The sequence below is a fragment of the Chitinophaga ginsengisoli genome (assembly GCF_003014595.1).
GTDB lineage: Bacteria > Bacteroidota > Bacteroidia > Chitinophagales > Chitinophagaceae > Chitinophaga > Chitinophaga ginsengisoli.
Map to the genome: position 1 here is coordinate 13,445 of NZ_PYGK01000012.1, position 26,434 is coordinate 39,878.

Annotated in this window: 22 protein-coding genes; 7 read left to right on the forward strand and 15 right to left on the reverse strand. The window is 45.9% G+C overall.

Features of this window, described 5'->3' with window-relative positions:
- Positions 1-21 precede the first annotated feature (21 nt).
- A complete protein-coding gene (locus CLV42_RS23785) occupies positions 22-564 on the reverse strand; it encodes an RNA polymerase sigma factor (protein WP_106604431.1) in 543 nt (180 codons plus the stop codon).
- A gap of 219 nt (positions 565-783) precedes the next feature.
- On the reverse strand, positions 784-1,191 hold the full coding sequence (locus tag CLV42_RS23790) for a winged helix-turn-helix transcriptional regulator (protein WP_106604432.1): 408 nt from the start codon (positions 1,189-1,191) through the stop codon (positions 784-786).
- Positions 1,192-1,270: 79 nt separating this feature from the next.
- Between CLV42_RS23790 and CLV42_RS23795 the strand changes: the two genes are divergently transcribed.
- The gene (locus CLV42_RS23795) at positions 1,271-2,161 is read left to right on the forward strand and encodes an NAD(P)H-binding protein (RefSeq protein WP_106604433.1); all 891 of its coding nucleotides are present in this window, start codon (positions 1,271-1,273) and stop codon (positions 2,159-2,161) included.
- 48 nt (positions 2,162-2,209) lie between these two features.
- Here the strand turns inward: CLV42_RS23795 and CLV42_RS23800 are convergent, their stop codons facing one another.
- From CLV42_RS23800 to CLV42_RS23845, 10 genes are all read right to left on the reverse strand, one after another.
- Entirely contained in the window at positions 2,210-3,226 is a 1,017-nt protein-coding gene (locus tag CLV42_RS23800) for an MlaD family protein (protein ID WP_106604434.1), read from the reverse strand.
- A 3-nt stretch (positions 3,227-3,229) separates the two neighbouring features.
- The gene (locus tag CLV42_RS23805) at positions 3,230-4,003 is read right to left on the reverse strand and encodes an ABC transporter ATP-binding protein (RefSeq protein WP_245901723.1); all 774 of its coding nucleotides are present in this window, start codon (positions 4,001-4,003) and stop codon (positions 3,230-3,232) included.
- A 3-nt stretch (positions 4,004-4,006) separates the two neighbouring features.
- Entirely contained in the window at positions 4,007-4,801 is a 795-nt protein-coding gene (locus CLV42_RS23810; protein ID WP_106604435.1) for an MlaE family ABC transporter permease, read from the reverse strand.
- A gap of 313 nt (positions 4,802-5,114) precedes the next feature.
- Positions 5,115-6,626 (reverse strand): FAD-binding protein, encoded by a 1,512-nt coding sequence (locus CLV42_RS23815; RefSeq protein ID WP_106604436.1) that lies wholly within the window; start codon positions 6,624-6,626, stop codon positions 5,115-5,117.
- Between the two features lie 36 nt (positions 6,627-6,662).
- Entirely contained in the window at positions 6,663-6,986 is a 324-nt protein-coding gene (locus CLV42_RS23820; RefSeq protein ID WP_146154466.1) for a Bor family protein, read from the reverse strand.
- Between the two features lie 134 nt (positions 6,987-7,120).
- Positions 7,121-9,502, reverse strand: a complete 2,382-nt coding sequence (locus CLV42_RS23825) for a TonB-dependent receptor domain-containing protein (protein ID WP_106604437.1) — start codon at positions 9,500-9,502, stop codon at positions 7,121-7,123.
- 240 nt (positions 9,503-9,742) lie between these two features.
- The gene (locus tag CLV42_RS23830) at positions 9,743-9,991 is read right to left on the reverse strand and encodes a hypothetical protein (protein WP_106604438.1); all 249 of its coding nucleotides are present in this window, start codon (positions 9,989-9,991) and stop codon (positions 9,743-9,745) included.
- A 12-nt stretch (positions 9,992-10,003) separates the two neighbouring features.
- A complete protein-coding gene (locus CLV42_RS23835; RefSeq protein ID WP_106604439.1) occupies positions 10,004-10,651 on the reverse strand; it encodes a hypothetical protein in 648 nt (215 codons plus the stop codon).
- Between the two features lie 122 nt (positions 10,652-10,773).
- A complete protein-coding gene (locus tag CLV42_RS23840) occupies positions 10,774-11,475 on the reverse strand; it encodes a LytR/AlgR family response regulator transcription factor (protein WP_106604440.1) in 702 nt (233 codons plus the stop codon).
- Positions 11,472-12,500 (reverse strand): sensor histidine kinase, encoded by a 1,029-nt coding sequence (locus tag CLV42_RS23845; RefSeq protein ID WP_106604441.1) that lies wholly within the window; start codon positions 12,498-12,500, stop codon positions 11,472-11,474. The genes CLV42_RS23840 and CLV42_RS23845 overlap by 4 nt, the downstream gene beginning before the upstream one ends.
- A 124-nt stretch (positions 12,501-12,624) precedes the next feature.
- On the opposite strand from CLV42_RS23845, the gene CLV42_RS23850 reads away from it, so the two are divergent.
- Entirely contained in the window at positions 12,625-13,458 is an 834-nt protein-coding gene (locus CLV42_RS23850) for a hypothetical protein (protein ID WP_106604442.1), read from the forward strand.
- An 87-nt stretch (positions 13,459-13,545) separates the two neighbouring features.
- On the forward strand, positions 13,546-16,362 hold the full coding sequence (locus CLV42_RS23855) for an outer membrane beta-barrel protein (protein WP_106604443.1): 2,817 nt from the start codon (positions 13,546-13,548) through the stop codon (positions 16,360-16,362).
- A gap of 106 nt (positions 16,363-16,468) precedes the next feature.
- Here the strand turns inward: CLV42_RS23855 and CLV42_RS23860 are convergent, their stop codons facing one another.
- Together CLV42_RS23860 and CLV42_RS23865 are read right to left on the reverse strand one after the other, a co-directional pair.
- Positions 16,469-17,521, reverse strand: a complete 1,053-nt coding sequence (locus CLV42_RS23860) for an alpha/beta fold hydrolase (protein WP_106604599.1) — start codon at positions 17,519-17,521, stop codon at positions 16,469-16,471.
- Positions 17,522-17,785: 264 nt separating this feature from the next.
- On the reverse strand, positions 17,786-18,580 hold the full coding sequence (locus CLV42_RS23865; protein ID WP_106604444.1) for a GLPGLI family protein: 795 nt from the start codon (positions 18,578-18,580) through the stop codon (positions 17,786-17,788).
- A 168-nt stretch (positions 18,581-18,748) separates the two neighbouring features.
- Between CLV42_RS23865 and CLV42_RS23870 the strand changes: the two genes are divergently transcribed.
- The 4 genes from CLV42_RS23870 (at position 18,749) to CLV42_RS23885 (ending at position 23,070) form a co-directional block, all read left to right on the forward strand.
- Complete coding sequence (locus CLV42_RS23870; RefSeq protein ID WP_170117625.1) at positions 18,749-20,233, forward strand: sensor histidine kinase; 1,485 nt, start codon at positions 18,749-18,751, stop codon at positions 20,231-20,233.
- A 1-nt stretch (position 20,234) separates the two neighbouring features.
- Positions 20,235-20,918 (forward strand): response regulator transcription factor, encoded by a 684-nt coding sequence (locus tag CLV42_RS23875; protein ID WP_106604446.1) that lies wholly within the window; start codon positions 20,235-20,237, stop codon positions 20,916-20,918.
- 147 nt (positions 20,919-21,065) lie between these two features.
- Complete coding sequence (locus CLV42_RS23880; protein ID WP_106604447.1) at positions 21,066-22,058, forward strand: hypothetical protein; 993 nt, start codon at positions 21,066-21,068, stop codon at positions 22,056-22,058.
- 16 nt (positions 22,059-22,074) lie between these two features.
- Positions 22,075-23,070, forward strand: coding sequence for a hypothetical protein (locus CLV42_RS23885; RefSeq protein ID WP_106604448.1), 996 nt, complete (start codon positions 22,075-22,077; stop codon positions 23,068-23,070).
- Positions 23,071-23,146: 76 nt separating this feature from the next.
- Here the strand turns inward: CLV42_RS23885 and CLV42_RS23890 are convergent, their stop codons facing one another.
- Positions 23,147-26,365 carry a GH92 family glycosyl hydrolase gene (locus CLV42_RS23890; RefSeq protein ID WP_106604449.1) on the reverse strand — a complete coding sequence of 1,073 codons (3,219 nt, stop codon included), beginning with the start codon at positions 26,363-26,365 and terminating at the stop codon, positions 23,147-23,149.
- Between the last annotated feature and the right edge of the window lie 69 nt (positions 26,366-26,434).

The following is a 26,434-nucleotide window of genomic DNA, read 5'->3' on the forward strand; positions in this document are numbered from 1 at the left end:
GCTAATCAGGTTAAGGAATTGTTACCAAAGAAAAAAGAAGCTGGCAAGGCGGGTGCGGAGGGTACGGAGCACTCTGCCAATGTAGCGCTCCACGGTTTTTTCAGAGACGCCTTCCAGCAGCGCGATCTCTTTATAGGTAAGGCCTTCTTCCCTGTTCAGCAGATAGAAACGTCGGGCGGCTTCTTCCTGGGTATTAATGGTATGGTCGATAATCTGCTGCTGTTCCTTGACTTCCATATGATTCACAACAGCACTGGTTTCAATAAATACAGTGGCGTAGGCGTCCTGCTGTTTCTTTTCTTTCAGTACCAGTTTAAGATGGTCCAGGAAACAGTTCCGCGATATGATCAATATATAACGCAGCCTTTCCTCCTCCCCTTCGGGCAGCAGGTCCAGTTTCTGCCAGACCTTCAGATAGGCTTCCTGTGCAAGGTCCTGGGCAAGTTCTTTATTATTGCTGATTTTCTCCAGGTATGCGACAATATTAGGATAGGTATCTTTGAATAACCTGTCAAAATACATCTCAGGGTCTGATAAAGCGCTATGTTTGGTATTCGATCGCATCTTATTTAACCTGGTATTTACGAGCAAAATTAAACCGCCATTGTAAAGGCAATGTTAAGACTAGAGAAACACGAGACCCTTTAGCCGGCATGATAGATTCAATATGTTGACAATCTTGACAATACACTAATACCCTGACGGGTACTATTTTTCAGGGCGCTAAAATATAAGAGGAATGTTAAGTTTGTATTAAGTCATTATTAACTTTAGGGCATATTTTTACGCTTCTTCCGATCCCGGAAAGTGTTGCAGGTTCCTGCGGAAAGTAGCGCCATGCTCCACACTATCTTCCACTGCCCATACCGCCATGGCATATAATACCTGCTTTAATCCCATTCCGGCTTTAGTAAGACTATACGTAACGTGTGGGGGTACTACGGGTTTTGCTTCCCTGATGAGCAGGTTTTCCGCTTCCAACTGTTTTAACTGCTGGATCAATACTTTCTCTGTAATGTCAGGAATGCCCTTTTTCAGGTCGCTGTAGCGCTTCGGACCAGATAATAACTGGAACAGGATGATCGGCTTCCAATAGCCGCCAATCTTCTCCATAACATATGTTACAGGGCATTCTTCAAAGGCGGATCGCTTATTGGCCTGTATCGTCGAGTTTTCTTTGATCGTTGTCATAGTTATACATACTATAGGGTAAGTACTTGTACAAAAGTAAGTACAAATCTACTTTTGTCAAACGAAAAATATAAATGACATGAAAATCACTATTACAGGCTCTCTGGGTAACATCGGACAAAGGCTTACCCAACAACTGACCGCCAAAGGACACGAAGTAACCGTCATCAGTCACACCCCTGAAAGGGCCGCTGCTATTACTGCCTTGCAGGCTATTCCGGCTATCGGCCAGGTAAATGACCCTACGTTTCTGCAGCGCGCATTTGCCGATGCAGATGCTGTATTTACCATGATCCCACCTCACTACACAGATGTGATCAATTATATGAAAACAGTAGGCGATCATTATGCGGCCGCTATTGCTGCTGCCGGCGTAAAGTATGTGGTGAACCTGAGCGCCATCGGCGCCCACCTGCCGGATGGCCCCGGCCCTACAAAAGCGAACTATTATGTTGAGCAACTGCTGAATGCATTGCCTGATGTACATGTTTTACATCTGCGTCCCGGTATGTTCTATACTAACTTCTATGGCGCCATTCCCATGATCATGCACCAGCATATTATCGGCAATAATTTCGGTGCCGATGTGAAGATGGTACTCTCCCACCCGCGGGACATTGCAGATGCCGCTGCTGATGCATTGGACACACTTTCGTTTAGTGGCAAGCGTATCCGTTATGTGGCAGGCGACGAGAAGAATGGTGCAGAGATTGCAGGCATTCTGGGCAAGGCCATTGATCAACCGGCATTATCATGGATAGCCTTTCCTGACGAAGCCCTTCTCCAGGGTATGATACAAAGCGGGATGAGTGAGGAGATGGCTACAGTGTATATGATCGAGATCGGGGTTGCACTGAGAGAAGGAAAACTGTTCGACGATTACCGTCGTCATGCAAATGATGCTTATGGCAATACCAGACTGGAGGAGTTTGCCGGTGAGTTTGCGGCGGCTTATGCATCACATCAGTGACCATAAACAAACAAGCCGCGTAATTGATCACGCGGCTTGTTATTCCAATTATTTCTGAGCGTTCTTGATACTGTCCTGTCTGGCCTTTTCTTCGCGTTTGGCCTTTTTCTTGAAGTATCCTCTCAGCAGGAAATTATGTTGCGCTGCCTCCAGGTCTTCGTTCAATTTACCAGTGCTGACGTTCAGATTCTTCAGCATCTGTTTTAGTTCTTCACCTGATTGCTTATCGTTCAGCAATACGCCTACCGGTGAATTGGCACTGTTCAGGTTTTCGTTCAGTCCCTGGGTAGTACTTTTCAGGTTGGCTACTACCTCGTTGGCATTGTTAGCCACAGCATTCATCTGTGTCACCGCCGAACGAAGGTTTCTGAATATAGTCGTATCTGTCACCAGGTCATTGGCAAGTGTACCTTCCTTACGTAGGCTGGCAGCATAAGCAGCCAGATTCTGGGTAAGGCGCTCGGTATTGTTGGCAGACTTCTGCAGGGAAGCAACAGCCAGGGACATATTGCTATACAAGCTTTCATCATTTACCAGCTTGCCAATGGAACCTTCACCATTTAAGATCTTTTTGCTGAGGGCATTCAGATTACCGGTAATGCCCAATAAGTTCTTGTTGTTTTCCTGCAGGGTGGACATAATTTCATCAGGACTGATATTTACAGCTACTTTCAGCTGATCGCCATCCTGGATACCAGGCATATTGTCTGAACCGCCAGACAATGCAATGATCTTGTTACCAACAAGACCATCTGAACCTACTTTCGCTACTACGTCCTTATGTATGAATTTCGCTGAGCTTTCTTCTATATTCAGCGCTACTTCTATCTTATCATGTTCGAGGAAAGTGATCCTCTTCACGTTCCCTACTTTTACGCCGGAGTACCATACATTGTTACCTGTCTGCACACCTCCGATGTCCTTGAAGATGGCCGTAACACGCACCGCCTTTACAAATGCCTTTTTTTGTCCGCCAAGTGTAAGTACGCCTGCTATAACGATCAGCAATCCTATAACTATAAAAAGGCCTACGATAACGGAGCGTCTGTTGCTTGATTCTTTCATATCTTACTGTATAAAATTATAATCATAAAATTCCTTGATGAGGTCATCCTGTGTGCTGAATACCTCTTCAAAATTACCCTGCTTTACAAACTTCCCTTCTTTCATTACCACGATCTTATCGCCCGTCTGTTTAGCACAGGCAAGATCATGCGTAATGATGATGGAACTGGTGTGAAAGCGGCGTTGCACCTCATTGATCAGGTTATTTATTTCAGTGCAGGTAATGGGGTCCAATCCTGCAGTAGGCTCGTCATATAACATAATATCCGGACGCAGGATCAGTGTACGGGCAATGCCGATACGCTTACGCTGTCCGCCCGACAGTTCTGAAGGCATCTGGTCAATGGTCTTTGCCAGACCAACTGCTTCCAGTACCACACTCACCATTCTTTTCACCTGCTCCTGCTTGATATTCGGCGTATTTCTCTTGAGAGGAAAAGCCAGGTTCTCTCCAACGGTCATACTGTCATACAGCGCACCATGCTGGAAGCAGAATCCTACTTTAAGACGCAACTCCCGCAAGGCCACACTATCCAGTTTGTCTACCTCCTGGCCCAGCACATTCACCGTACCAGCGTCAGGTTGCAGTAAACCGGCGATGATCTTGATCAATACTGATTTTCCGGTACCTGAACGTCCCAGTACTACCACATTCTCCCCTTTGTGCACGTCAATGTCAATACCACGCAGCACATGATTGCTTCCAAATGACTTATACAGGTCATGGATGTCAATCACCTTCTCATTCATATTTATTTCCGGCGTAAATGACTTCATATTCTAACGGATAGAGTTGGCTATTTGAACAATAAATACCTCTTCAAGGAAGATCAGGAACATAGATACCACCACAGAGATGTTAGCAGCCTTACCCACTCCCTGTGTACCCTGGGTAGCATTATACCCCTGATAACAGCTTACAACACCAATTGTAAAACCAAATACCACCGCTTTAACGCCTGTGGTAATAAAGTCGAGGAAGTAAATATTCTTCCAGGCTTCCTGAAAGAAGCTGGTGAAAGAGGTCTGTTCATTCAGATGAATATCCAGGAAAGAGCCCAGGAGGCCCACAAGGCCCGTATAGGCTACCAGGATGGGAATAGATATGGTGGTGGCCATTACCCTCGTTACTACCAGGAACTTAAATGGATTGATCGCAGACACTTCCATGGCGTCTATCTGTTCAGTTACCCGCATGGATGCCAGCTCAGCACCTATACCTGATCCTACCTTACCGGCGCAGATCAGAGCCGTTACCAGCGGTGCCAGCGCTCTGATCACAGCGATCGCTATCAGGGAAGGCAACCAGGAAGTAGCCCCAAATTCTGAGAGTGAAGGCCTGGACTGTTTGGTGAATACAAGACCGGTTATAAATCCCGTCATCGTGATCAGGGCGAGGGATTTATATCCCACCTGATAACACTGACGGATTATTTCGCGCGCTTCTATGGGGCGTTTAAAGGCTTCCTTAAAAATCCTGATCAGGAATAAGAAAATGTTGTAAATGTCTTTGAAAAAGCCATCAATACCCTTTGAGATAACTGGTTTCTCCGGTTGTTCAATATTTGAGTCCATTCGCTGTTTTTAAAGAAATTGCTAATATAAGTAGCCCGGTAGCTGTTTACTAAATACAATTTTAGTTCTCGTTTGTTAAACCGGCGCAAAGGTATCAACAATTCACGGTAAAATTCCAAGATACGGACTTATCTGCAATGGGATTGCATATATGACTATTTAATAATAAAAATTTAAATGCAGATGTCATGTAAAGGCAGGGGAAAAGGTAGGATATGTAGTCAAAGTTGCACAATGCAAGTCGTTTTGTGCAACTTTGACTACGGCAGGGATATTGCTTTATCATATTGACAATCAGGAACAATGATACAGATCAGGCCAGCTGATCTATCCCCCATTGCTTCATGATATTATTGCTGAAAATCTTTGCTACAGCGGGTTCAATGATCCTCGACCTGGCTAAGAGGAACTTATCAAGGCTGTTACCATACATCCTGCGAAGCCGGTCGGGGCCAATGGTGCTCATTTTACCCCAGTGGAACGTATAAGGAATGTTCAGCTGTTCCAGTTTATTCCATACCGCATCATAGAAACCCTGTGTCTCCGGAGAGAGGACGGCATCCAATTCCAGCACACAGGTAACCGGTGCAAAGCGGGTGAACGCCATCGTAGCAGGAGACGATTTTACAAAGCGGAAAGCAAATAGTCCTACAAATGGACCTGCCGATTCATTCATCTCCATCAGTACATTCACTACCTGCTCTACAGCCGGCAACGGTAACCCGATAGCGGCGCTGGCCAGTTTGCCATGTAAAGTGGTATTGTTAAAGATCTCACTCAGCCTGCCGAACTGTTTCTCATGCAGGTTGAGGCTTCCTGCCAGTACCTTATTCACCATCACCGGCACCAGTCCGGGTATTACCCCTGCCAGTTTTCCTATGAAGCAGGGCGCATCATCTCCCGGGCCTATTCCCGCCGCATTGGCTGTTGGCGGCGTATAATCACTGCGGTACGGACGTTTATACATGGCGGTCATGTAGGCCCCGTTTTTCATGTCGTACGGATTGATCAGGACCTGCATATGAAAGGGCCTCACACCCGGATAAGGCAGCATGGGATTGCTGAAGTCCAGTGTTTTCATCTGCCGGATCAATGCATCGTCATAGGGCACACGGCGCTGGTAAGATTCCAGCAGAAAATCATCTTCCGCCTCTATCAACGCACCATGTATGAAGCCCATGGCACCGATACCTACCAGCGCAGCATTAAATACCTCATCATCACGTAATAAGGTAGCACCCAGTTTGTCCGGGAAGGTATCTGCCATAACAGGGTAAGACGAGCGCTCCAGCCAGATATGGCTATCCGGACCCGTAATGATGTGCAACGCCACTACGCTTTCCTGTATGGCACCAAAGTCCAGCGCGGCACCATGAGTGCCTGTGGCAATGGCGCCCGCAATGGTTTGTCCGTTACTGGCGCCGCTGGCAGAAAGGGACTGCCCACGGTCGTGCAGGTGTTTACTCAGCTCCCATACCCTGTTGCCACACTGTGCCATACATAGATATTTGGGGTCACGGGTATATTTTGGAGACACACTTTCTGCCGATACCGTAAAACGGATGTTCAGTGGCTTTGTATTAAGAATGATACCATTAGTGGCTGCTATCGGGCTAAACGACCAGCTGCCGCCCAATGCCCGCAACGGGGTATTGGTCTGTATTGCATCTTTGATGATCTGCTGTATGCCCTTGGTGGTATCGTTATAGATATCCAGTCCATTACCAGTTGTCTCATTGGCAAGATCATAGAGATCTTTTATGGGCTGGGAGAACGTACTATGCTCGTTTTGCCAGTTAAAGGCGCCGTTTTTAATAATTTTCATAGTGGATCAGTGTTGGGGTAAAAGAAAGCTTACAAATTACAGCGGATTTGTCTGAGGCTGACATGGTGTAGCACACTTCCATTCCAGCGATAGCGGGCAATAGATCCCAAGTGTGCAGACCGTTAAGAGGGCATTTCCAAAGTTGTTCTTTATACGGACTTCCGCCATACCGTTTACGCCCAGCGAATCGCATATGGGCGTATGAATGATCTGCGGTTTATTAAGTAATCCCCAGAACAGGCTGTAAGTCCTGATCTTATTCATGGGAGTAACACCGGTGGAAGGAAGCGCATGAGTAGCAACGCGATAGGAATAACAGCTACTGGCGCATAATACCATGACGGTCAATATACCAGTCATGGCAAGATTTTGGAATTTGGGGCAACGCATAGCAATATTTTCTACTAAAATAAGAAATAAAGGGGGGGAAAAGAACATATACAACGCGGCCGTTTCAGTTTCCCTGAAACGGCCGCTTCTATGGTATAAATACCTTAAAACTTCAATGCCACACTACCCATAAAACGTGCAGGCGCCTGCGGTGTCAGCCTTACTGACCAGGCCTGCTCACTGGTCAGGTTATCTACCTTAAAACTAACCCTGAACTTAGGCTGATCATAGAAGACACTCGCATCAAACATCGCATATGATGGTATGATCACTTTTGCCGTCTTCGTATTGGTCTGATAAGAGGAACTACCAGTATTGCCACCAGCACCCAGCCCCAGGCCCTTCATCTTCCCGGTCGGAATACGGTAACTGATCCAGAAATTGAACATCTTATCCGGTCCGGATAATGCCGGTCGCAGTCCCTGTACGGTAGAATCAGCCTTTGTATACTTACTGTCGTTGTAAGCAAAGCCTGCAACGATATTCAGTCCCGGTAAGGGATTGGCAGTGATATCCACTTCCACTCCTTTGCTCAGCTGCGTGCCATCCTGAATGGAATAATTGATATCGTTCGGGTCCAGGCGTAAAACATTGGACACCTGGATATCATAATAACTAATAGTACCCACCAGCTTGTGATCCCATACATCTCCCTTCACACCAAATTCAAGCTGTTCGGCATGCTCCGGTTTAAATGGCGTACCATCTGCCGCACTACCACTTTTATTGAAAAAGCCGCTCATGTAATTACCAAATAATGAAACACGGTCTTTCACTACTTCATACACCAACCCTGACTTATGTGATAAGGCGGTCTGTGAATAAGGTCCTGCCTGTACGCCGCCAGCACCCAGACCGCCGGAGGTCTGTCCTGTTGTAATGTTATAAACACCTTTATACTTATAGTGATCTACCCGCAGGCTTGCCATTACCAATAAACGGTCTGTGATATTGAATACATCAGATGCATAGGCGGCATAAGTATCATCTCCATTGGTTTCCTTACGCAGCGTTCCTCCAGTGGTAAGAGAGTCTATCTTAAAACGGCTGATGCGGTAACTGGCGGGCGGATTAATAAAATTGATGGTGGGCGTGTTATTCACCGTCACCCTGTCGAAATCATTGTAATTATTATAATAATCCAATCCCACTACCATACGGTTGCGGAAATCGCCTATTTTAAAGTCCCCGATAAAATTCTGCTGTATATCCGTTGCAATAAAATTAGTATACCCTGCAATCACCTGCGCACGAAGCGTAGTATCTGAACGTCCGTTCAGTGCGGTGATATAACCATTGATAGATGAACGCGCTCTTGAAACGATGGTCTGGGAAGTCCATTTATCAGAGATTTTATAGTTCATCTGAGCGAAGATATTCAACATCTGGGTCTGGTATGCCAGATCATTACTCAGGAACGTCTTCTTATAGGGGAACTTCATATCTACAATAGACTGGGTCTTATTGCTGCCGGTATAAGGATTGAAGCGTACTACAGAGGTACCTTTTGCCTGGCCGAATTCCACATCCAGGAGCAAGGAGAGCCTGTCTGTGATCTGATAGGAGAAACTGGGTGCAAGACTGATGTTATTCGTAAAGCCTACGTCCTGGAAACTCTTCTCAAAAGTGGTAGCTGCATTTAAACGGAATAAGGCTGTTTTATCCGCATTCACCGGGGTGTTCAGATCCACCGTAAGGCGATTGAAATTCCAACTGCCCCCGGAGTAAGACACTTCTCCTCCAAAAGCATTATAAGGTTTCTTGGTAACACGGTTATATAATCCACCATAGCTACTTGAAATACTGGTACCGAACAAAGTGGTAGATGGACCCTTGATCACCTCGATACGCTCCAGGTTCACCGGGTCGATCGATGAAAAAGCTGCGCCGGCTACCCCATTTCTGGCATTAGGTTCTGTTTCGAAACCACGGGAACGGAAGGTAACACGCCCCTGGTTCGCCAGCATGGGAATACCTGCTCCCGGTACATTCTTGGAAATACTTCCCAGGTCCACCGCCATCTGCTCCTTGAACAGCTCTTTAGGAACAGTGGTATATACCTGTGGATTCTCCAGGTTTTTTAATGGCAGACGGGCAATATGTACACTCTCTTTCTGAGAGAACCTGTTCACAGTTCCGGATATGGTCACCTCCTGCAGGGAAAGGATATTCTCCTCTGTTAACCTGAAATTGACAGTCACTGTTTCATTGGCCTTTACATCCACAGCAATATCCTGCTCCTTCAGCCCCAGCATCTGGATGCGGACGGTATAATGACCAGGAATGATATTGCCCATCTCAAAATCTCCCTTCGTATCTGTAAGTGTATTCTTATGCAGTTCTACCAGGGAGACAGACACCCTTTCAATCGGCTCATTTGCTACAGAAGTAATACGACCGGCAACAACACCAGTGTTACTTTGAGCAATGACATGCCCGAAACCGGCAGATAGCACTAAAATAAAAAACAGTAACCTTTTTAACATAAAGTATAGTTTATGAAGCTATTAGATTGCACAACATGACAATATTCCCTACGCTACATGGTTGTTTGCATTCCTTTGAAATTGTCCCTTGCTATTTTTTGCCCCGCAAAGTTGACATTAAGGTTTGAAAAAGGATACTCGAATCGGGAAAAAGATTTCACAGATATGGAATAATATATAGCACAAAAAGAGCAGCCGGACAATATATCGCCCGGCTGCATACACCAGTCCCTTTGGCAACTACCTTCCATATCTTTCTATCTGCTCCTGATGCTCACGGTCTCTGAAACATCCCCGTCCATCCCGGAAGGCAACACGCATGGCCAGCATATTCGCTGCAATGAACAACACGATCACCAATATAGCAGCTACCTTACTCAAACTTGTCAGTAACGGCTTCTTCGAAAATCCTCCGAAAATATACCCGATAATGAACACCATACAGGTAACAAACAGTATCCGTATGATGATAAAAAATGCGACTCCCATATGTTTACAGTTTTATTTGTAATGACTTAATAGTTCCAGATTCTCCGCCTTCCCCCAGTGAGGTGCAGTACCTGCAGTAACGTGCTGTAGCTTTGCAAGACTCTCACTGGCCAGTTGTTTAGCCAGGTTTTTATCTCCGCCCCACATCCCGGGTGTGTAGTACTTTATCAATGCCTCTACATACATTGCTCTTGGGTTTTGCGGATTCAGTTCTTTTGCTTTCTGCAGATACTGTCCTGATAACATTCCAAACTTTCTCCCATATCTCATAGGACTGATGAATATACGGGTACGATACACCATGCTTATCACCGTATACAATTCCGAAAGCTCCCTTTGCTGAGTAACAGTATCCAGCAGCGATCTGGCTTTCAACGCCTGTTCTTCACCTCGCTTACTGTAAGGTTCAATGCGCTCTCCACTATCCCGGTAAAGGAACCCGATCTTTGCGTTACAGTAGGCGGCATAATAGTAAGGCAGCCAATCTGCCTTCCGGGCAGCAATCCCGGAGAATTCCCTTTCCAGCGCCTCATAATCTGCCACGCTGGAGGCCTTATCCAGTCTGATGACTGCGTTTTGTAGTTCGTTGCCGGCAGACTGTGAGAAGCTGGTGTAATAACACAATAGCAGCACCAGCATGGATAACATTATTTTCTTCATGTTCTTTCTTTTTTGGTTACCTGTAGTATTTACAAGCAAAGCTAGGTGCTTATGCAGCGCGGCGTTTTATAGCGTAGATAATAAGGGAAAGTGTTACGACAAAACGGGAAAATGGGTGTGGGTTAGCCTTTGGATAAATTAAGTATGCGGGTTACATTCTCTTTATAGAACTCACTGACAGGTATTTCCTTGTCACCGATCACAACAAGATCTCTTTTAACAGCAGTGATCTTCTTCGCCGCCACAAGGAAAGATTTATGCGTGCGTATAAATGCCGGCGGGGGCAGTTTCTCCTCCATGGCTTTCATGGTCATGCGGGTGAGCACAGGCTTCGTGGAAGATGAAAGGTAAATTTTAATATAGTCCTTCAACCCTTCTATATACTCAATATCTGCTACAACAATCTTCACCTGTACATACTCCACATACACAAAGAAGTCTTTAGGCGTTTCAGCTACTTTATGTTGCAGGCGGAATAATTCATACGCATGATTACAGGCCTTCAGAAAACGTTCAAAGCTAAAGGGCTTTAACAGGTAATCTACCACCCGCAGTTCAAAACCCTCCAGGGCGTACTGTTCGTAGGCCGTCACCAGTATGACCATCGGCGGTTGTGACAGCGATCTTAAAAACTGTAGCCCCGTGAGTTTGGGCATCTGTATATCCAGGAAGATGAGATCTACCGGTTCCTGCTGCATTACCTCCATTGCCTCTATAGCGTTCTTACATGTTTTTACAAGCTGCAGGAAAGGCACCTGCCGGATGCTGTCTTCCAGCAATTCCCGCACCAGCAGTTCATCATCTATGGCAATACAACGCATCATGTAAGCACCAAAGTTAAAGTAATATGGAATATACCATTTTCGTCCCGGATCAGCAATGTATGCTTATGCCTGTAGAGCAGGTCCAGCCGCGTTCTTACATTGGATAAGCCGATACCGGAATTCTCATCCTTCCCTGTGACAGTGTCGGCATCAAACCTGTTCATTACATCAAAAGTAAGCTGCCCCTCCTTTACCGATAGCTGAATATCTATCTGCGGATCTGACAGGTAATTCACACCATGCTTAAATGCATTTTCCACAAAGGGGATCAGCAACATGGGCTCTATGGTATAGTACTCCGTTTCGGCTTCCGTTTCCATCATCACAGTCACCACTACTTCACTACCAAAACGTAATTTCTGTAACTCTATATAACTCTTCAGGTATTCAATTTCTTTGACTACGGATACCTTCCGGCCCTGCGTATCATACAGCATATAACGCATCAGCTCTGACAACATAATAAGGGAAGATTCCAGCTGATCTGATTTCTTCCTGGCCAATGAAACCAGGTTGGTCAGCACGTTAAACAGGAAATGAGGACTGATCTGCGAACGAAGGAATTTCAACTCTGTAGACAGCTGTTCCGTCCGTCTTTTCTCCTTTTCTTTCTCGAACCGGATCTTATCTGCCACCCTGCGGTAAATGACGCTGACAAAGAATATTCCTACGGAAGGCCCAAAGATGAATTTGTAGGCCGTCATATCCTTCAATACATCCGGGAACCAGAAAGCCAGTATATGATACTTCAGCTGGAACGACGCGAACAGGAGCAGCATGGCAGCAGGAATGTACAGCCACCAGTATTGCCGGTTCCACAGCCGGGGATAAAAAAAGAACGCATTACTGTAAAAAATGCCCATATGTATAAACCCGGATATCGTGAAGAACAAACCGGGTATGGGACCTAACTTATAGTCGTTGGCGGAAGTAGAAACGAGATAGGGCAAAAACAGTAACATGGCCCAGATAAGGGCATGAATTCCACCTTCTGTCAATGCATATTTATTACGTATTACCTTCATTGCTAATAGTAACAAAAGTAGCCATTTTAACAGCTATTTAACGAAGGCGTAGACAAAACGGGGATATGTGTAGACTAAGATTACCTGCTATCCCGTATCTTCGCGTCATAATCATCCATTAGCAATGAAGCACCTGCTTTATATATTCATCGCCGTTTGTATCTGCTCCTGCTCACCCAAATTATCCACCCTTACGGGAGATAATCATATTGCACCGCTTCCGGACACTGCTTTTGTAGTAGTCCTTAGTCCGGACGACCGCTACAACGGTAATGGCAAAATAGCTGTTATCAATTCCTCTGACGCCAACATTACCCCAGCCTGCACCTACGATGAGATCATTGCCAGGTTTAAGCAGGTAGCCAGGGCACAGGGCGCCAATCTCGTAAAAATAACCAGCTATAAGAAACCGGCGTTTAAAGGGGACTGTGATAAGATGACCGCAAGGCTATATAAAGTTGATAACGTAAAGGCCTATGAGCAGAAATTTGACTGGAGCGCCGACCGTAAACTGAGCTGGGAAGATTACAAAGGAACACCCGCACCTGACAGGGACACCAACGTAGCTGCCAGAACATCCTGCCGCTTCGGTATACGGATCGACACTATGTATGCATCAGGCATCCGCGTAGTGGTGACCAATGAATTCATCTGTCACCAGAGCAGTGTAAGACCCGGACGGAAAACACCGGCATTGCTGGCACATGAACAATTGCATTTTGACCTGTGTGAAGTATATGCAAGAATGCTGCGGAAACAACTGGCCAATACTGAACTGACCCCAGCCAATATTAACAAAGTATCAACGGATACCTTCCTCGAAACATACAAGATATACAAGGAAAGCCAGTGGGCTTACGATGAAGAAACCCTACATGGGCTGAAGCCCCAGGCCCAGGCGCACTGGAAGGAACGTATAGAGAAAGAACTGGCCGCCCTGGACGAGTATAAATATTAACCTTGTTTAACATTAAAGCAAGGCATATTAACCTGCTTTTGCAGATGGTGGATCTACCTTCATATTATTCACGAAGTACCTACCATCATGCAAAAAAACTACTTACTATTACTTATCGCCTGCTGTTTTACATTCGCTGCTTATGGCCAACGGAACGGCAGCATTAAAGGCACGGTATCCGATACCATTTCCGAACAGCCGGTAGCATCTGCCACCATTACGCTGTTCAGAAAAGCAGATTCTTCCCTGGTCAGCTTTACCATGACCGACAATAAAGGCGCCTTTCGACTGACGGACATTCCCAATGGCAATTACCGCCTGCTGATCACCCATATAAAATACCATAATGCCATCCTGCCTGTTAATATCAATGCCAGCAATCCTCACATTAGCCTCAACAATATCCTGTTGCATGACCTGAGCAGAACACTCAGTGAAGTCGAGGTAAATGCTGAAGCGCCACCTGTTACGCTCCTCGGCGATACCGTTCAATATAACGCAGGATCGTTTAAAACACCGCCTAATGCGAGCGTAGAACAACTGCTAAAGAAAATGCCCGGTATACAGGTGGACAAAGATGGTATCGTAAAAGCCCAGGGACAGAAAGTCAACCGGGTGCTGGTGGATGGCAAGGAATTTTTCGGTACCGATCCTAAAGTGGCTACCAAAAACCTGCCTGCAGATGCTATTGATAAGGTGCAGGTATATGACCGCCTGAGTGATGCTGCCCAGTTAACCGGCTTTGATGATGGCAACAGCGAAAAGACCATTAACCTTAAACTTAAACAGGATAAGAGGAAAGGCATGTTCGGTAAGGCAAATGCAGGTGGGGGTACCAACGACAGGTACGAAGGGCGTTTTAATATCAACTCCTTCAAAGGCGCCAGACAGCTTTCTGTTATTGGCCTGGGCAATAATACCAATGCGGAAGGCTTTTCTTTTATGGACCTTATGAACTTCAGCGGAGAACTGGACCGCATGCGTCAGGGAGGTGGGAATGCCAGCTTCGCTATTAACGCGGATAATCCTGTCAGCGCCTTAACAGGAACAGGCAGCAATAACGGCATCAAAACCATCTGGGGAGGTGGGATCAATTACAATAACATCATCGGTAATAAAACCGACCTTACCGGCAGTTACTTTTACAACCGTTACAATCCTTACAGGGAGAGCAGTGTGCAACGCCAGTATTTTCTGCCCGATTCTTCCTATTTCTATAACCAATATTCTACCAGCGATAACCTGAACAATAGTCACCGTGTGAACCTTGGGGCCGACATCGCCATAGACTCCTTCCATTCACTCAAAATATCGTCTTCCGCCGGTTACCAGGAAGCCCGGAATAAAAGCCACAGCACCTATGAAACGCTTTGGGGAGACAAACAACCGGCGAACCAGGGATTCAGTGATAACTCATCTGCCGGACATGGCACCAACTTCCGTAACGACATACTATTCCGGAAAAGATTTCCGCTACAAGGCAGGACCTTTTCACTGGGGCTGCAAACTAGCCTGAACAACAGCGAAAATAAGGGCAGCCTGTTTTCAGCCAATCATTTCTATAATCATGGTGCCTCTCAGCCGGATTATGACTCTATCAACCAGATCAACAACACGCAAAGCGATCTTAAAAGTTATGCACTCCGCGCAGTCTACACAGAACCGCTTTTCAAACGCTCCCTGCTGGAATTAAGCCTTAGCCGTAGTAATACCAGCAGCAGCTCAGATAAAACAACCTATGACTATAATAGTCAGACGGGGAAATTTGACCGCTTGAATGAAGACCTGACCAATAACTTCGAAAACACGTATGGCTATACCAACGCAGGCATCCGCTTCCGCACGAAACAGAATAAGTTCAGCCTCGCCGCAGGACTTAACTGGCAGTATGCGACCCTGGAAGGAAACATCATCGCAGGTATAAAAGATTCGGTTATCCGTAAGACCTTCACCAACATACTGCCATCACTCCGGTTCAAATACGATTTCACCCGTTACCGGCATCTTGGCATCAACTATGCCGCCCTCACCAATCAGCCAAGTGTATCGCAGTTACAACCCGTTCCTGATATTTCGGACCCCTTGAATATCCGCGATGGTAATCCCTACCTGAAACAGGAATTTACGCATGCGGTACAGCTGAACTATATGTCGGTCGATCCATTCAGGAACAAAAACCTCTTTGCCTTCTTCAACCTGCAGGAAACGCAGAACAAGATAGTGGATGCACATATGGTGGATTCTTCGGGTGTCAAACATACCATGCCGGTGAACGTAAACGGCGCATACAATATGACCGGCTCCATTAATTGGGGATTCCCGCTGCGTGCATTAAAAGGCACCATCAATTTCAACAACAATATGGGATATAGTAAAACGGAACAGTTCATCAATACGGTATCTAACACCATCCGCACCTTTACGCTAGGCCCCGCGATGCGTATGGACCTCTCCCCGACTGACAAACTGGACATCTCCTTCAACGCGGGATTCAATTACTACAACACTGTCTATTCCCTTCAATCTGCCCTCAATACCAACTATTTTTCCCAGCAGTACGAAGGCGAGGTATACTGGCAGCTACCGGCCAATTTTCAGCTGAGTACAAACTTTACGTACACACTCAACAGCCATCGTGCAGCTGGCTTCAACACCAATATTCCATTGTGGAATGCCTCCTTTAGCCGCCAGTTCCCGCGTTTTAACCGGGGAGAACTAAAACTGAGTGTCAATGACCTGCTGAACAGGAACATCGGCGTCAATCGCAGCAGCAACCAGAACTATATTGAAGACAGCCGGACAAAGACCCTGCAACGGTTCTTCCTGCTGAGCTTTACTTACAACCTCACTAAAACATCTACCGCCAGGACAGCACGAGACGGTATACTGATGATGCGGCGCTAGGAATACACTTCCTATACACCAAAAAGGGCTGACCAAAAGGTCAGCCCCCGCCTGTTGAAAGTCCGCCAACTTTCAGGCCAATTCACTGCTCACGCTGTATATCGTACTATTTAGCGAAGTTGTTCACCTCAATAATGGCATCTGCGAATGCCTGCGGCGCTTCCTGCGGAAGATTATGACCTATACCGCCAGTGATGGTATGATGTGCGTATTTGCCTTTAAATTTAGCCGCATATGCAGCAGGATCAGGATGAGGAGCACCATTGGCATCCCCCTCAAGGGTCACACTTGGTATTGTAATAGCAGGACCGGTAGCCAGTTTCTTTTCCAGTTCATCATACTTTGCTTCTCCTTTGGTCAGGCCCAGCCTCCAGCGGTAATTGTCAATAACGATCTGTACATGGTCAGGATTATCAAACGCAGTGGCTGACTGATTGTAAGTGCTATCACTGAAGTGCCATGTTGGGGATGCCAGCTGCCAGATCAGCTTATTAAAATCGCGGGTATTAGCGGCATATCCGGCACGACCACGTTCTGTTGCGAAGTAGAACTGATACCACCATAACAGTTCCGCCTTAGGAGGCAGCGGTGCCTTGTTAGCCTGTTGGCTGCCGATCAGATAACCACTTACAGATACCAGGCCTTTTACGCGTTCAGGCCACAAGGCCGCCATGATATCTGCAGTACGGGCGCCCCAATCGAATCCCCCTACCACTGCTTTCTTAATCTTCAATGCATCCATAAAGGCAATGATATCTACTGCCACTACGGATTGTTGTCCGTTACGGGGTGTTGCTGCAGAAAGGAAACGTGTGGTACCATAACCGCGCAGATAAGGGATTAATACCCTGAAGCCTTTGGCAGCCAGTATGTCTGATACTTCTTTATAGCTATAGATATCATATGGCCAGCCATGGAGAAGGATAACAGGCTCGCCGTCAGCAGGCCCTGCCTCTACATAACCGACGTCAAGTACACCTGCCTTAATTTGTCTGATATGATCAAATGATGTGTTGCTAGCTGTAGTTGCAGTACTGCTCTCAATAGCAGATGCCTGTCTGTGCTGTGCCTGTGCTGTATTTAAATTGCTCAGTCCTAATGCTGCGAAGATCAAAATCGCTCCTAAAAAACGACGGCCAAAGTTTGTTCTCTTGTTCATAGTATTTTCAATTAACGTTGTCAAGTTGTTTACCATTCTACCCATTTGCTTGCCCTGCATAACAAAAGTAGATGGACGCAGGTTCAACGCAAATCACAGATACCGTAAACCAGACATAATCGTCCGTGAATTAGACAAGGCTGGGACCGAAAATTGACTAAAACCAACATATGGGGTCGGAAGTCGGGAGGAACAGGAAATGGGGCTACACAAAAAAAAGCCCCATTTCCTCGCGGAAACGGGGCCGGTTTAATCACCTTTGATTTAGTGATCAAATTCCATTCTTCTCACTCTGCCGCCGTTATTACGTTGCATTTCTGCAAATATTTTATCCCGCTCCCCTTCAAATTCCTTCTCAGTAACCTTTTTACCTTTGGATGGTGGCTTGATGGCTGTCAGCTCCACCTTTTCGGATATTTCCTCCGCTTTATACACAATGCGGCCGTTTTTGATGTCCATACCCAGTATAAGGCCCGGTAACTGTCCGGGGTGTTCGGGACCAGCGGATACCGGAACAGACAGCGTGAACCAGGCAACAATCTCCGACGTATCGGCTTCATCTTTCATTTTCATCTCTCCGTTTTCCAACCTCATCGAGGACCGTTTACCGATCAATTGGGCCACCGCCTGCTGACAAGGATAATTGAGGATAGTAGTCGTTTTTCCGGTCAGTTTCCAGTTCAGTTTATGGACACTATCTGCCACAATATAGTTCTTCGCCCCAAACTCGCGCTGCGCTACTACCTGGCCGGTCATGAGATTCACATAGGTCAGATCGTCTGTCCCTGCTTCCATTGTAACAATCCGCATGCCGCCACCTTCCTCGACCTCTGGCCTGTCTTCCTCCACACTACGGCGCAGGCACTGATCATTCCCGAATAGTACTTCCAGTTTGCTGGTATGTGTACGTGGAAGCAACTGCTGTTCGGGTTCTGATGACGTAAGAATGTCCATCATTATCTGTGTTGTGCGCGTATACAATACCTTACCCTGCTTTTGCTGACCGTTGACTGCTATAACCGCCAGACCCAGGGAGATCGTAAAAATTATCTTTTTCATGCTATGTACTTTTATGGAAATAAAGCTATCCAGATCTTCCCGCAACACAGGTTAACATGACTTGATTTAATGTTAATTTAAGTTAATGTTTCTAACGCGACGGCAAAGGAAATGATACATTTGTTCCATGGTGAGCATCCACTATTCCGTATAACAGCTATATATATCATGCGATATAAACTTTCCATACCAGTCACTATCTTCCTGATCGCACTGACGATACTGGTAATCACGGTATTTCAGGTATACTGGCTGAACAAGAACTACCAGGAAGAGAAAAACTTATTCTCCACCCGTACCAATATACTTTTCCGGGAAACGCTTTTTCACCTGCAGGCCTCCAAGCTCAAGCTCGACTCCGGTATTCGTATCACGGTAGATGACCGGCAGGGAGTCACACGCATCACCAACGTATTGCAGGAACGCCTGAGAGATTCTGCCGGCGTTGCCCGGGCGTCAAATCAGAAAGTACTTATGGCCGTAAAGAGCAATCGCGTTTTTCACGATTCACTCAATGCGACGTACGATGACCGGAGGGTTGTTCCCCGTGTCAGGGTTGTCGACTTTCTGGCCGGCGTAGATTCGCTCCGCGATTCTATTACAGTAAAAGAGATCAGTAACCTTTACAGCCAGACACTGAAGAGAGAGAAAATAAACATGCCATTCACCATTTATACAGTTCCTTTCGATACTCTCCGGGATGAAGTAATGCCCTTTCCGAACGATCCCGATGGTAATATAGTAACCATTGGTTTCACAAAACCAATTAGCTATAAGCTACTTTTTGGTAATAACACCTGGTACCTGCTGCAACGTATCAGCCAGCCTATCCTTATTTCTGTACTCTTACTGGGCATAACAATCCTCTCCTTCCTTTTGCTCTACAGGAACCTGAAGCAGCAACGGAAGCTGGCGCAACTAAAGAATGATTTTATCAGCAATATTACCCATGAACTGAAAACACCCATTGCCACCGTGAGTGTAGCTATCGAAGCTTTAAGGAGCTTTGACGCACTGGAGGACAGGGCAACCACCCACGAATATCTCGAGATATCCGCTAATGAAATGCAGCGCCTGGGATTACTCGTAGATAAAGTGCTGAAACTATCCATGTTCGAAAACCAGGAGATCACTTTAAATAAAGAACAATTTGATCTCAGAACACTGGCTAAAAGTGTCATGGAATCCATGAGACTACAGTTTGAGAAACACCACGCACATACCAGCATCAAAACAAGCGGGCATAATTTCATTATTACGGCAGATAAACTGCACATCACAAGTGTATTATACAACCTGCTGGACAATGCTCTCAAATACAGCGTCAACGATCCGGAGATACTTGTTCATATTCTTGATCATGGCCAATACCTGGAAATATGCATAACAGACAATGGGGTGGGCATTGCAAAAGAGTACAAAGGAAAAATATTTGAGAAGTTCTTCCGTATTCCCAACGGGAACCGGCATAACATTAAAGGTTATGGCCTGGGATTGAGTTATGTATCACATATTGTGCAAAGACATATGGGCTTCATAGAAGTAGAAAGTGAACTGAGTAAGGGTAGCACCTTCTCTGTAAAACTTCCCTTTGTAGAAGCGCCTGTCATTTATTACGATAAAAACCGCCAGATCAGGCGTAAAATGCTCTAAGGTGAAAACAAAGATTCTATACGTTGAAGATGAACCATCGCTAGGCAAGATTGTAAAAGAAAGCCTCCAGCGGAGAGGATTTGAAGTAGTCATGGAAAGTGACGGGGCGAATGTATTGGCTGTATTCAAACAGAGCAATCCCGCCGTATGCGTGCTCGATATCATGCTGCCTAACAAAGACGGGTTTGAAGTTGCAGAAGAGATCCGGGCCATTGACCCGGGCGTTCCTATCCTGTTCCTGACAGCTAAAACGCAGACAGAAGATCTTGTAAAAGGTTTTACGCTGGGCGGTAATGATTATATCCGTAAACCTTTCAGTATGGAAGAACTGATCGTGCGTATTGACAATGTGTTGCGTAAACCTGCAGGAACAACTTCTTCTCCCACTGATCATATTGCTATCGGAAGGTTCCGCTTCTATGCCAATCGCCAGATACTTGCCAGTGGTCGCGAAGAAAAAAAACTGTCGTATAAGGAAAGTGAGCTGCTGAAACTGTTATACGAAAAACGCAATGGCATCATTGACAGGAAAGACATACTGGACCTGCTCTGGGGACATGATTCTTTCTTTAACAGCCGGAATCTGGATGTATATATTACCCGGTTACGGGTGCATCTGAAAGAGGATGAAAATCTACAGATCCTGACGATAAAAGGGGTGGGATACAGGTTTGTATTAGCGTAAATAAATTGACGCTGTTACCAAAAACTTTTTTTCATCAAAAACACAGTATAATCACTCATATATACCAAACGGCTCTACTGAAAGTTGGCCGTTTCAAAAATCCTGTATAGATTAGCGTCGTTAAAATTTAACCCACAAACCTATACAATGAAATGTAGACCCGCACTAATTGTTTGTTGCCTGGCAACTACAATTATTTCCTATTCCTGCAACAAAGCAGCCCTTGATCAAGCCCCGGTGCAGCCCGCACCACTTCCGGCAGGTAAAAAAATTGTCAGCGTCGTCCTCGGTGGAGAACTCAAGACCAGTGAGTCTACCTTACCCGGTGGCAGGCAACTGCACAACTATGTACTGGCTAAAACATTGCGAGATAGTACTATCTATGCGATAGATGTCCGCACGCCCGATTTAACGCCATACGCCTCCGGAATATTTAACAACCCGGATAATATAAAGATCGAATTGCCGACAGATTCGAGCTTTATAATAACAGCCGCCGCATTCAAGAGAGGAACCGGCTTCGGATTGTATTATACCCTGGCCGACGGTTATGGCCAGATCTTCGACAAACCATTATACAGGAGCCTGCAAAACAAAATGAGGCCTGCAACGAATGTGAACTTCCTGGCAGACCTGACCCGCACTGCTCTCTTCGGCGAAGACACTGTCTCAATAACCAGCGCATTCTTTCCAGAGATGGACACTTACATAGGCACAGCCAATGTAAAAGCAGATACTTCCCAACTGCTAACCCTCCCGTTAAAAAGAGCGGTATTTGGTATCAGGTTTAACGCTATTAACTTCACTGATGGTAAACTGATCGTGGCATATGAGAACTCAATGCGAACGCAGACTTTTACACCTGAAGATATCAGCAGCAGCCTGCGCATCTATACTGCTGATGATTTCCGCAGAGGTGATCTGGTTACTTCATGGGAACGGATCTTGTTTGTACTCAAGTGGCAAAGAGCAGATGGCACTGTTATTACCCTGGGTGAAAAGGAATTGCTTCCACCAGCCAGAAACCACATGGTAACGGTAAATGTCACATTACCGACAACCATCAATACAGTCAACAATGGCCTGAATATAACACTCACAGACACTGACTGGACCAGCTCAGAAACCATCAACTTATAACAGGAAACCTTTACCCATGAACTTAAGAAACAAATCAATTATACTTATATGCAGCCTGGCTATCAGCCTGTGCTATTCCTGTAAAAAATCACAGGATACTACCCCTACCCCATCATCACCTGTAGAAACTGTAAAGTTAAGCATACACCTCGGTGGTATCAGTACCGTAGAAACCCCGATGAACGGCAGGAAAGCGGGTATCAATACGGCGACAAGAGATATGTATGACAGCACCATTTATGTGGTAGATGTACGCAATGGTTCAACACCTTATGCACAGGGACTATTCGACAGATTAGGTACAATTACCTTGCAGGTACCTAAAAATTCTACCCAGACCATCAATGTTGCGGTAATGAAAAGAGGAACCGGTCTTGGCCTGTATACAGCTGGCATGGCTGGCGGCTACCAGTACTTTTATTCTCCTTTCAACAGAAGGCTGATGAATGATCTTGAATACGGCGATCAGGTTGCCAATTCACCCTGGGTACTGGACCCCGCTTTTATGTCAGCTATGTCTAATATCACTCTTCGTCGTGATCTCTTTTCAGGAGATCAGGAGAACTACTACTATTCAGAGCTTGACAGTTATTTCTCCACTACGACTCTAACAGTAGGCGATACTGCGACAGCTGTAGATATCCCGATGAAAAGGATCAGTTTCGGTATTCAATACCAGTCAACGAACTTTAAGGAAGGGATGCTGATCGCGGAATATGACAGCCTGATGAAGTCGCAGTATTTCTTCCCTGAAAACATTTCAAGCGGTATGCATGTCTATACGGCTAATGCTTTCAGATTTGGTGATGATCTGGGCAACGAAAAAATACATCTTACCCTGAAGTGGCAGAAGATAAATGGTAGCATCGTTACGCTAGGTGAAAAGTATTTAACACCTAAGCGTAATTCCCTGACCACTATTAATGTCACAATGCCTGAACCAACAATCATAAAACCGCTGATAGAACTGACGGATACTACCTTTGTTGGCAATGAAGACGTTTATTTCTAACGATGGCAGATATTATAATACAAAAGCAGGAAGCCCCGTATTTATACGAGGCTTCCTGCTTTTATGATCAGGGTGATTACTTCTTCCTGTAGGCACTTCCATGATATATCTCCTTTATATCTTCGCCGGATAGTGGTGTAGCAAACACTTTCGCTTCATCCATATACCCATTGAATATCCTTTGAAAAGGAAACTCCTCATTCCTGCCCAGCGTCCATTTATTTGACACAGATAAATTTGCATGCCCTTCAGGTATTGTAAACCCTTTCAGCTCTCCATCGATATATATCTTCAGGCTGTCTCCATCACAAACGCCAGCAATATGATGCCAATGGTCTTTCCAGTTATCAGGCAATGGTACCGTAACATCACCTCTTCCCCAACCGCCTGCAAAGAAGGTCAGTGTTCTGCCATCAGCAACCTGCAGTACATGTGTATCCCCCTTGGTAAAGATATCTACCAGTCCATAAGTTGTAGTTGTAGGATATACCCATGCCATCATGGTAATAGTCGTTCCCATCACATCCAGGCTGCGGGCATTAGACACCTCTACATAACAGTCCTTTCCCAGCAATAATTTACCGGACTCCTTATGACCGCCGTCTCCCAAAATATGTCCGTGATTCCCCAGACCAGAACTATCTGACAAAAGATGGCCAGACAGCCCGGCTGTTGACAGATCCAGCAGGACAGCATCTTTATTTACTGTATATACCTTACATCTTTGCGCTACATCCGCAATACTTACAGTATGCCAGCCTTCCTTCGCCATAGGAAACTCCCGGGAAAGCGTTTTCTCCTGTCCCGGCTCCAGGGTGATCTTTTCCGTCATCAGCACCTGCTTGTCCAGTTTTAGCGGCACCAGGAAAGTACGGGGCATCCAGCCGGTATTCTGTACAGTAAACGCCACCTGCTGCTTGTCTCCTTTCCTGACAAGCGCCTGCAGCATCAGGTCTTTTATCTCAGGACCAGCAGGTAACGCGTGATCAGGCTTGTTCACCTGTACGGTCATCGCATGCTCTCCATTCAATGTAATATGTGCATTGCCCAAACGGTAAAGGCGGCAAGGGATCGAATCAGTTACTGTTTCCCCCTGTCCTGCCATGCAATTCTTAGCCCCATATACTTTTCCATCCACCAGCAGCTCCACCCTTTTAGTGCCGAGACTACCCTTATTCTGCACAGAGAACCGCACATAGAAAGGATCATTCGGTTCCACCTTGCTGACAGCAACTGAGGGATGAAGGATCTCAAAATATGACCGTCCACTGGTATCCCGCACCAGCCACTTATTTGCAGGAGACGCATCCATGTCAAATACCATCTCACCACCCTGCGCGATCAGTGCATGCGGTATGCTAATCTTGCTGTAAGGACGATGATTGATGGTCAGCGATTTTATATAAGGATACTGCACATGTGTACGTTTTATGACGAAGTCCCTGCCGTGCTGCAGGTGAATACGCAGGGTATCAAAAGCAGGCACACCAACGGTATATTCCGGCCATCCGGGACAGACAGGATAAATACCCATGGCACTCAGCACATACCAGCTGGAAGTAGATCCCAGGTCATCATTCCCCGGTAATCCACCAGGTGTTGCCTTAAATCTCGTCTGCATAATATTCCTCACCCATTGCTGTGTTTTATGGGGCGCATTGGCAGCATTAAACAGATAAGGTACATGAAACACCGTCTCGTTGTCAAATGTAATATGACCATGGCTCATGGCTGTATCCAGGCGTTCAGTGAAAAGTTTATCGCCACCCATCAGGTTCACCAGGTCTCTTGTATGCTGCGGTGCAAAATAGGAATACACCCATTTGTCGCCTTCCTTATAACCGGTATTGCCCGGTTCCGTTTTAAACTCATTTCCCTGGCGTGGTAACGTGAACATGTCCTGCGGATGAAATAGATTCCGGTACTGGTAACTCCTCTTCATCAGCAATTGCTGATCATGGTCATTATGCATGATCTGTCCTGCAAACTCCGCCAGCGCCCAGTCGTCATAGGCATATTCCACCGTACGTGTAACAGATTCAGGATAAGAGAAAGGGATATATCCGTTTTGCTGGAACACAGCCAGATCATTTTGTATAAATGGCGTATCCACAATACTCTTCTTCATAGCAGCATATGCCAGCGCACTGTCAATACCAGGTACTCCTTTCAGGTAGGAATCCACGATGATGGGCACCGCATGGTTACCTGTCATGCTCTCTATAGGCAGATAACCTGTCTGCTGATAAATGTCCAGCATAGACAACACCATATCCCGCTGCTTTTCCGGGTACAACAGACTCAATAAAGGATGCAGGGAACGGAAAGTATCCCATGGAGAGAAGCCGCCATATGCCGCACGACCGCTTACCATATGCACCTTTCCATCCCTTTCTCTGTAATTACCATCTACATCAGAGATGATCCATGGCATTAACATGGCATGGTATAAGGCAGTATAGAAGATGGTCTTATTAGCTTCGTTCTTATCAACTATATCCACAACAGACAAGACCTTCGCCCATTTCTGACGGGTATCCTGTCTTAACTGGTCAAAACTAACCGCCCCTTCTGCAGCAATATTCCTTTCTGCACTTTCTTTACTTACATTCGAAACACTTACATGCAGGATGATCTGCTTAGTCTTTTCACCTGCCGCAAACTTCACCAGGTATCCACCGGTTACGGGCTGCTTCTCCAGATAGGGTTCACTAAAATGGAAAGCAGCATTGAACGGATCACCGTCATTTATAAATATTTGTGGTACACTATGCGCAGCGAACGTAAAACGGAACATACCCGTACGCTCACTGGCCGTAACTTCCACAAGGGTATTATTATCCCTGAACAGTACACTATAATATCCCGGGGAAGCCTTTTCATCTGCATGCGAAAATGCCCGTTGATAATCCACCAGCCGGAATGCAGTACCATTGGCAACTGGCATCACCTGCAGTACTCCTGTAGACCCACCGGGGAAACCACTGTTATGCCCCAGACAAGTGAAAAAGCTAATCGCCTTTCTACTGTAATCATACCCTCCGACGTTTCCACTCCGGGTTTCAGGCGTCAGCTGAATATATCCCCAGGGCGCTACTGCACCGGGATAAGTCCCGCCCTCACTTCCCCATTTGGTAAACACACTGCTTTTTGCAGTGCCGATAAAAGGATCTACATAATCAACAGGCGCTTTTTTCTGCGCAGACACCTGACCGCCTGCAAAAAGACTGAATATGATTGTCCACCCGGTAAATACATTGATACGCCTGACGTTGGCAGAGAAGATTACATTCACGATTGTATGACTTGCTTCTCTTAAAAGTAGACATATTTTCCTGTTAAAGAAATATATTTATCCGCAACT

Bases quoted from the DNA above. Each gene is read 5' to 3' on its own strand.
- CLV42_RS23785 (WP_106604431.1), bottom strand. From the start codon at position 564: ATGCGATCGAATACCAAACATAGCGCTTTATCAGACCCTGAGATGTAT.
- CLV42_RS23790 (WP_106604432.1), bottom strand. From the start codon at position 1,191: ATGACAACGATCAAAGAAAACTCGACGATACAGGCCAATAAGCGATCC.
- CLV42_RS23795 (WP_106604433.1), top strand. From the start codon at position 1,271: ATGAAAATCACTATTACAGGCTCTCTGGGTAACATCGGACAAAGGCTT.
- CLV42_RS23800 (WP_106604434.1), bottom strand. From the start codon at position 3,226: ATGAAAGAATCAAGCAACAGACGCTCCGTTATCGTAGGCCTTTTTATA.
- CLV42_RS23805 (WP_245901723.1), bottom strand. From the start codon at position 4,003: ATGAAGTCATTTACGCCGGAAATAAATATGAATGAGAAGGTGATTGAC.
- CLV42_RS23810 (WP_106604435.1), bottom strand. From the start codon at position 4,801: ATGGACTCAAATATTGAACAACCGGAGAAACCAGTTATCTCAAAGGGT.
- CLV42_RS23815 (WP_106604436.1), bottom strand. From the start codon at position 6,626: ATGAAAATTATTAAAAACGGCGCCTTTAACTGGCAAAACGAGCATAGT.
- CLV42_RS23820 (WP_146154466.1), bottom strand. From the start codon at position 6,986: ATGACTGGTATATTGACCGTCATGGTATTATGCGCCAGTAGCTGTTAT.
- CLV42_RS23825 (WP_106604437.1), bottom strand. From the start codon at position 9,502: ATGTTAAAAAGGTTACTGTTTTTTATTTTAGTGCTATCTGCCGGTTTC.
- CLV42_RS23830 (WP_106604438.1), bottom strand. From the start codon at position 9,991: ATGGGAGTCGCATTTTTTATCATCATACGGATACTGTTTGTTACCTGT.
- CLV42_RS23835 (WP_106604439.1), bottom strand. From the start codon at position 10,651: ATGAAGAAAATAATGTTATCCATGCTGGTGCTGCTATTGTGTTATTAC.
- CLV42_RS23840 (WP_106604440.1), bottom strand. From the start codon at position 11,475: ATGATGCGTTGTATTGCCATAGATGATGAACTGCTGGTGCGGGAATTG.
- CLV42_RS23845 (WP_106604441.1), bottom strand. From the start codon at position 12,500: ATGAAGGTAATACGTAATAAATATGCATTGACAGAAGGTGGAATTCAT.
- CLV42_RS23850 (WP_106604442.1), top strand. From the start codon at position 12,625: ATGAAGCACCTGCTTTATATATTCATCGCCGTTTGTATCTGCTCCTGC.
- CLV42_RS23855 (WP_106604443.1), top strand. From the start codon at position 13,546: ATGCAAAAAAACTACTTACTATTACTTATCGCCTGCTGTTTTACATTC.
- CLV42_RS23860 (WP_106604599.1), bottom strand. From the start codon at position 17,521: ATGAACAAGAGAACAAACTTTGGCCGTCGTTTTTTAGGAGCGATTTTG.
- CLV42_RS23865 (WP_106604444.1), bottom strand. From the start codon at position 18,580: ATGAAAAAGATAATTTTTACGATCTCCCTGGGTCTGGCGGTTATAGCA.
- CLV42_RS23870 (WP_170117625.1), top strand. From the start codon at position 18,749: ATGCGATATAAACTTTCCATACCAGTCACTATCTTCCTGATCGCACTG.
- CLV42_RS23880 (WP_106604447.1), top strand. From the start codon at position 21,066: ATGAAATGTAGACCCGCACTAATTGTTTGTTGCCTGGCAACTACAATT.
- CLV42_RS23885 (WP_106604448.1), top strand. From the start codon at position 22,075: ATGAACTTAAGAAACAAATCAATTATACTTATATGCAGCCTGGCTATC.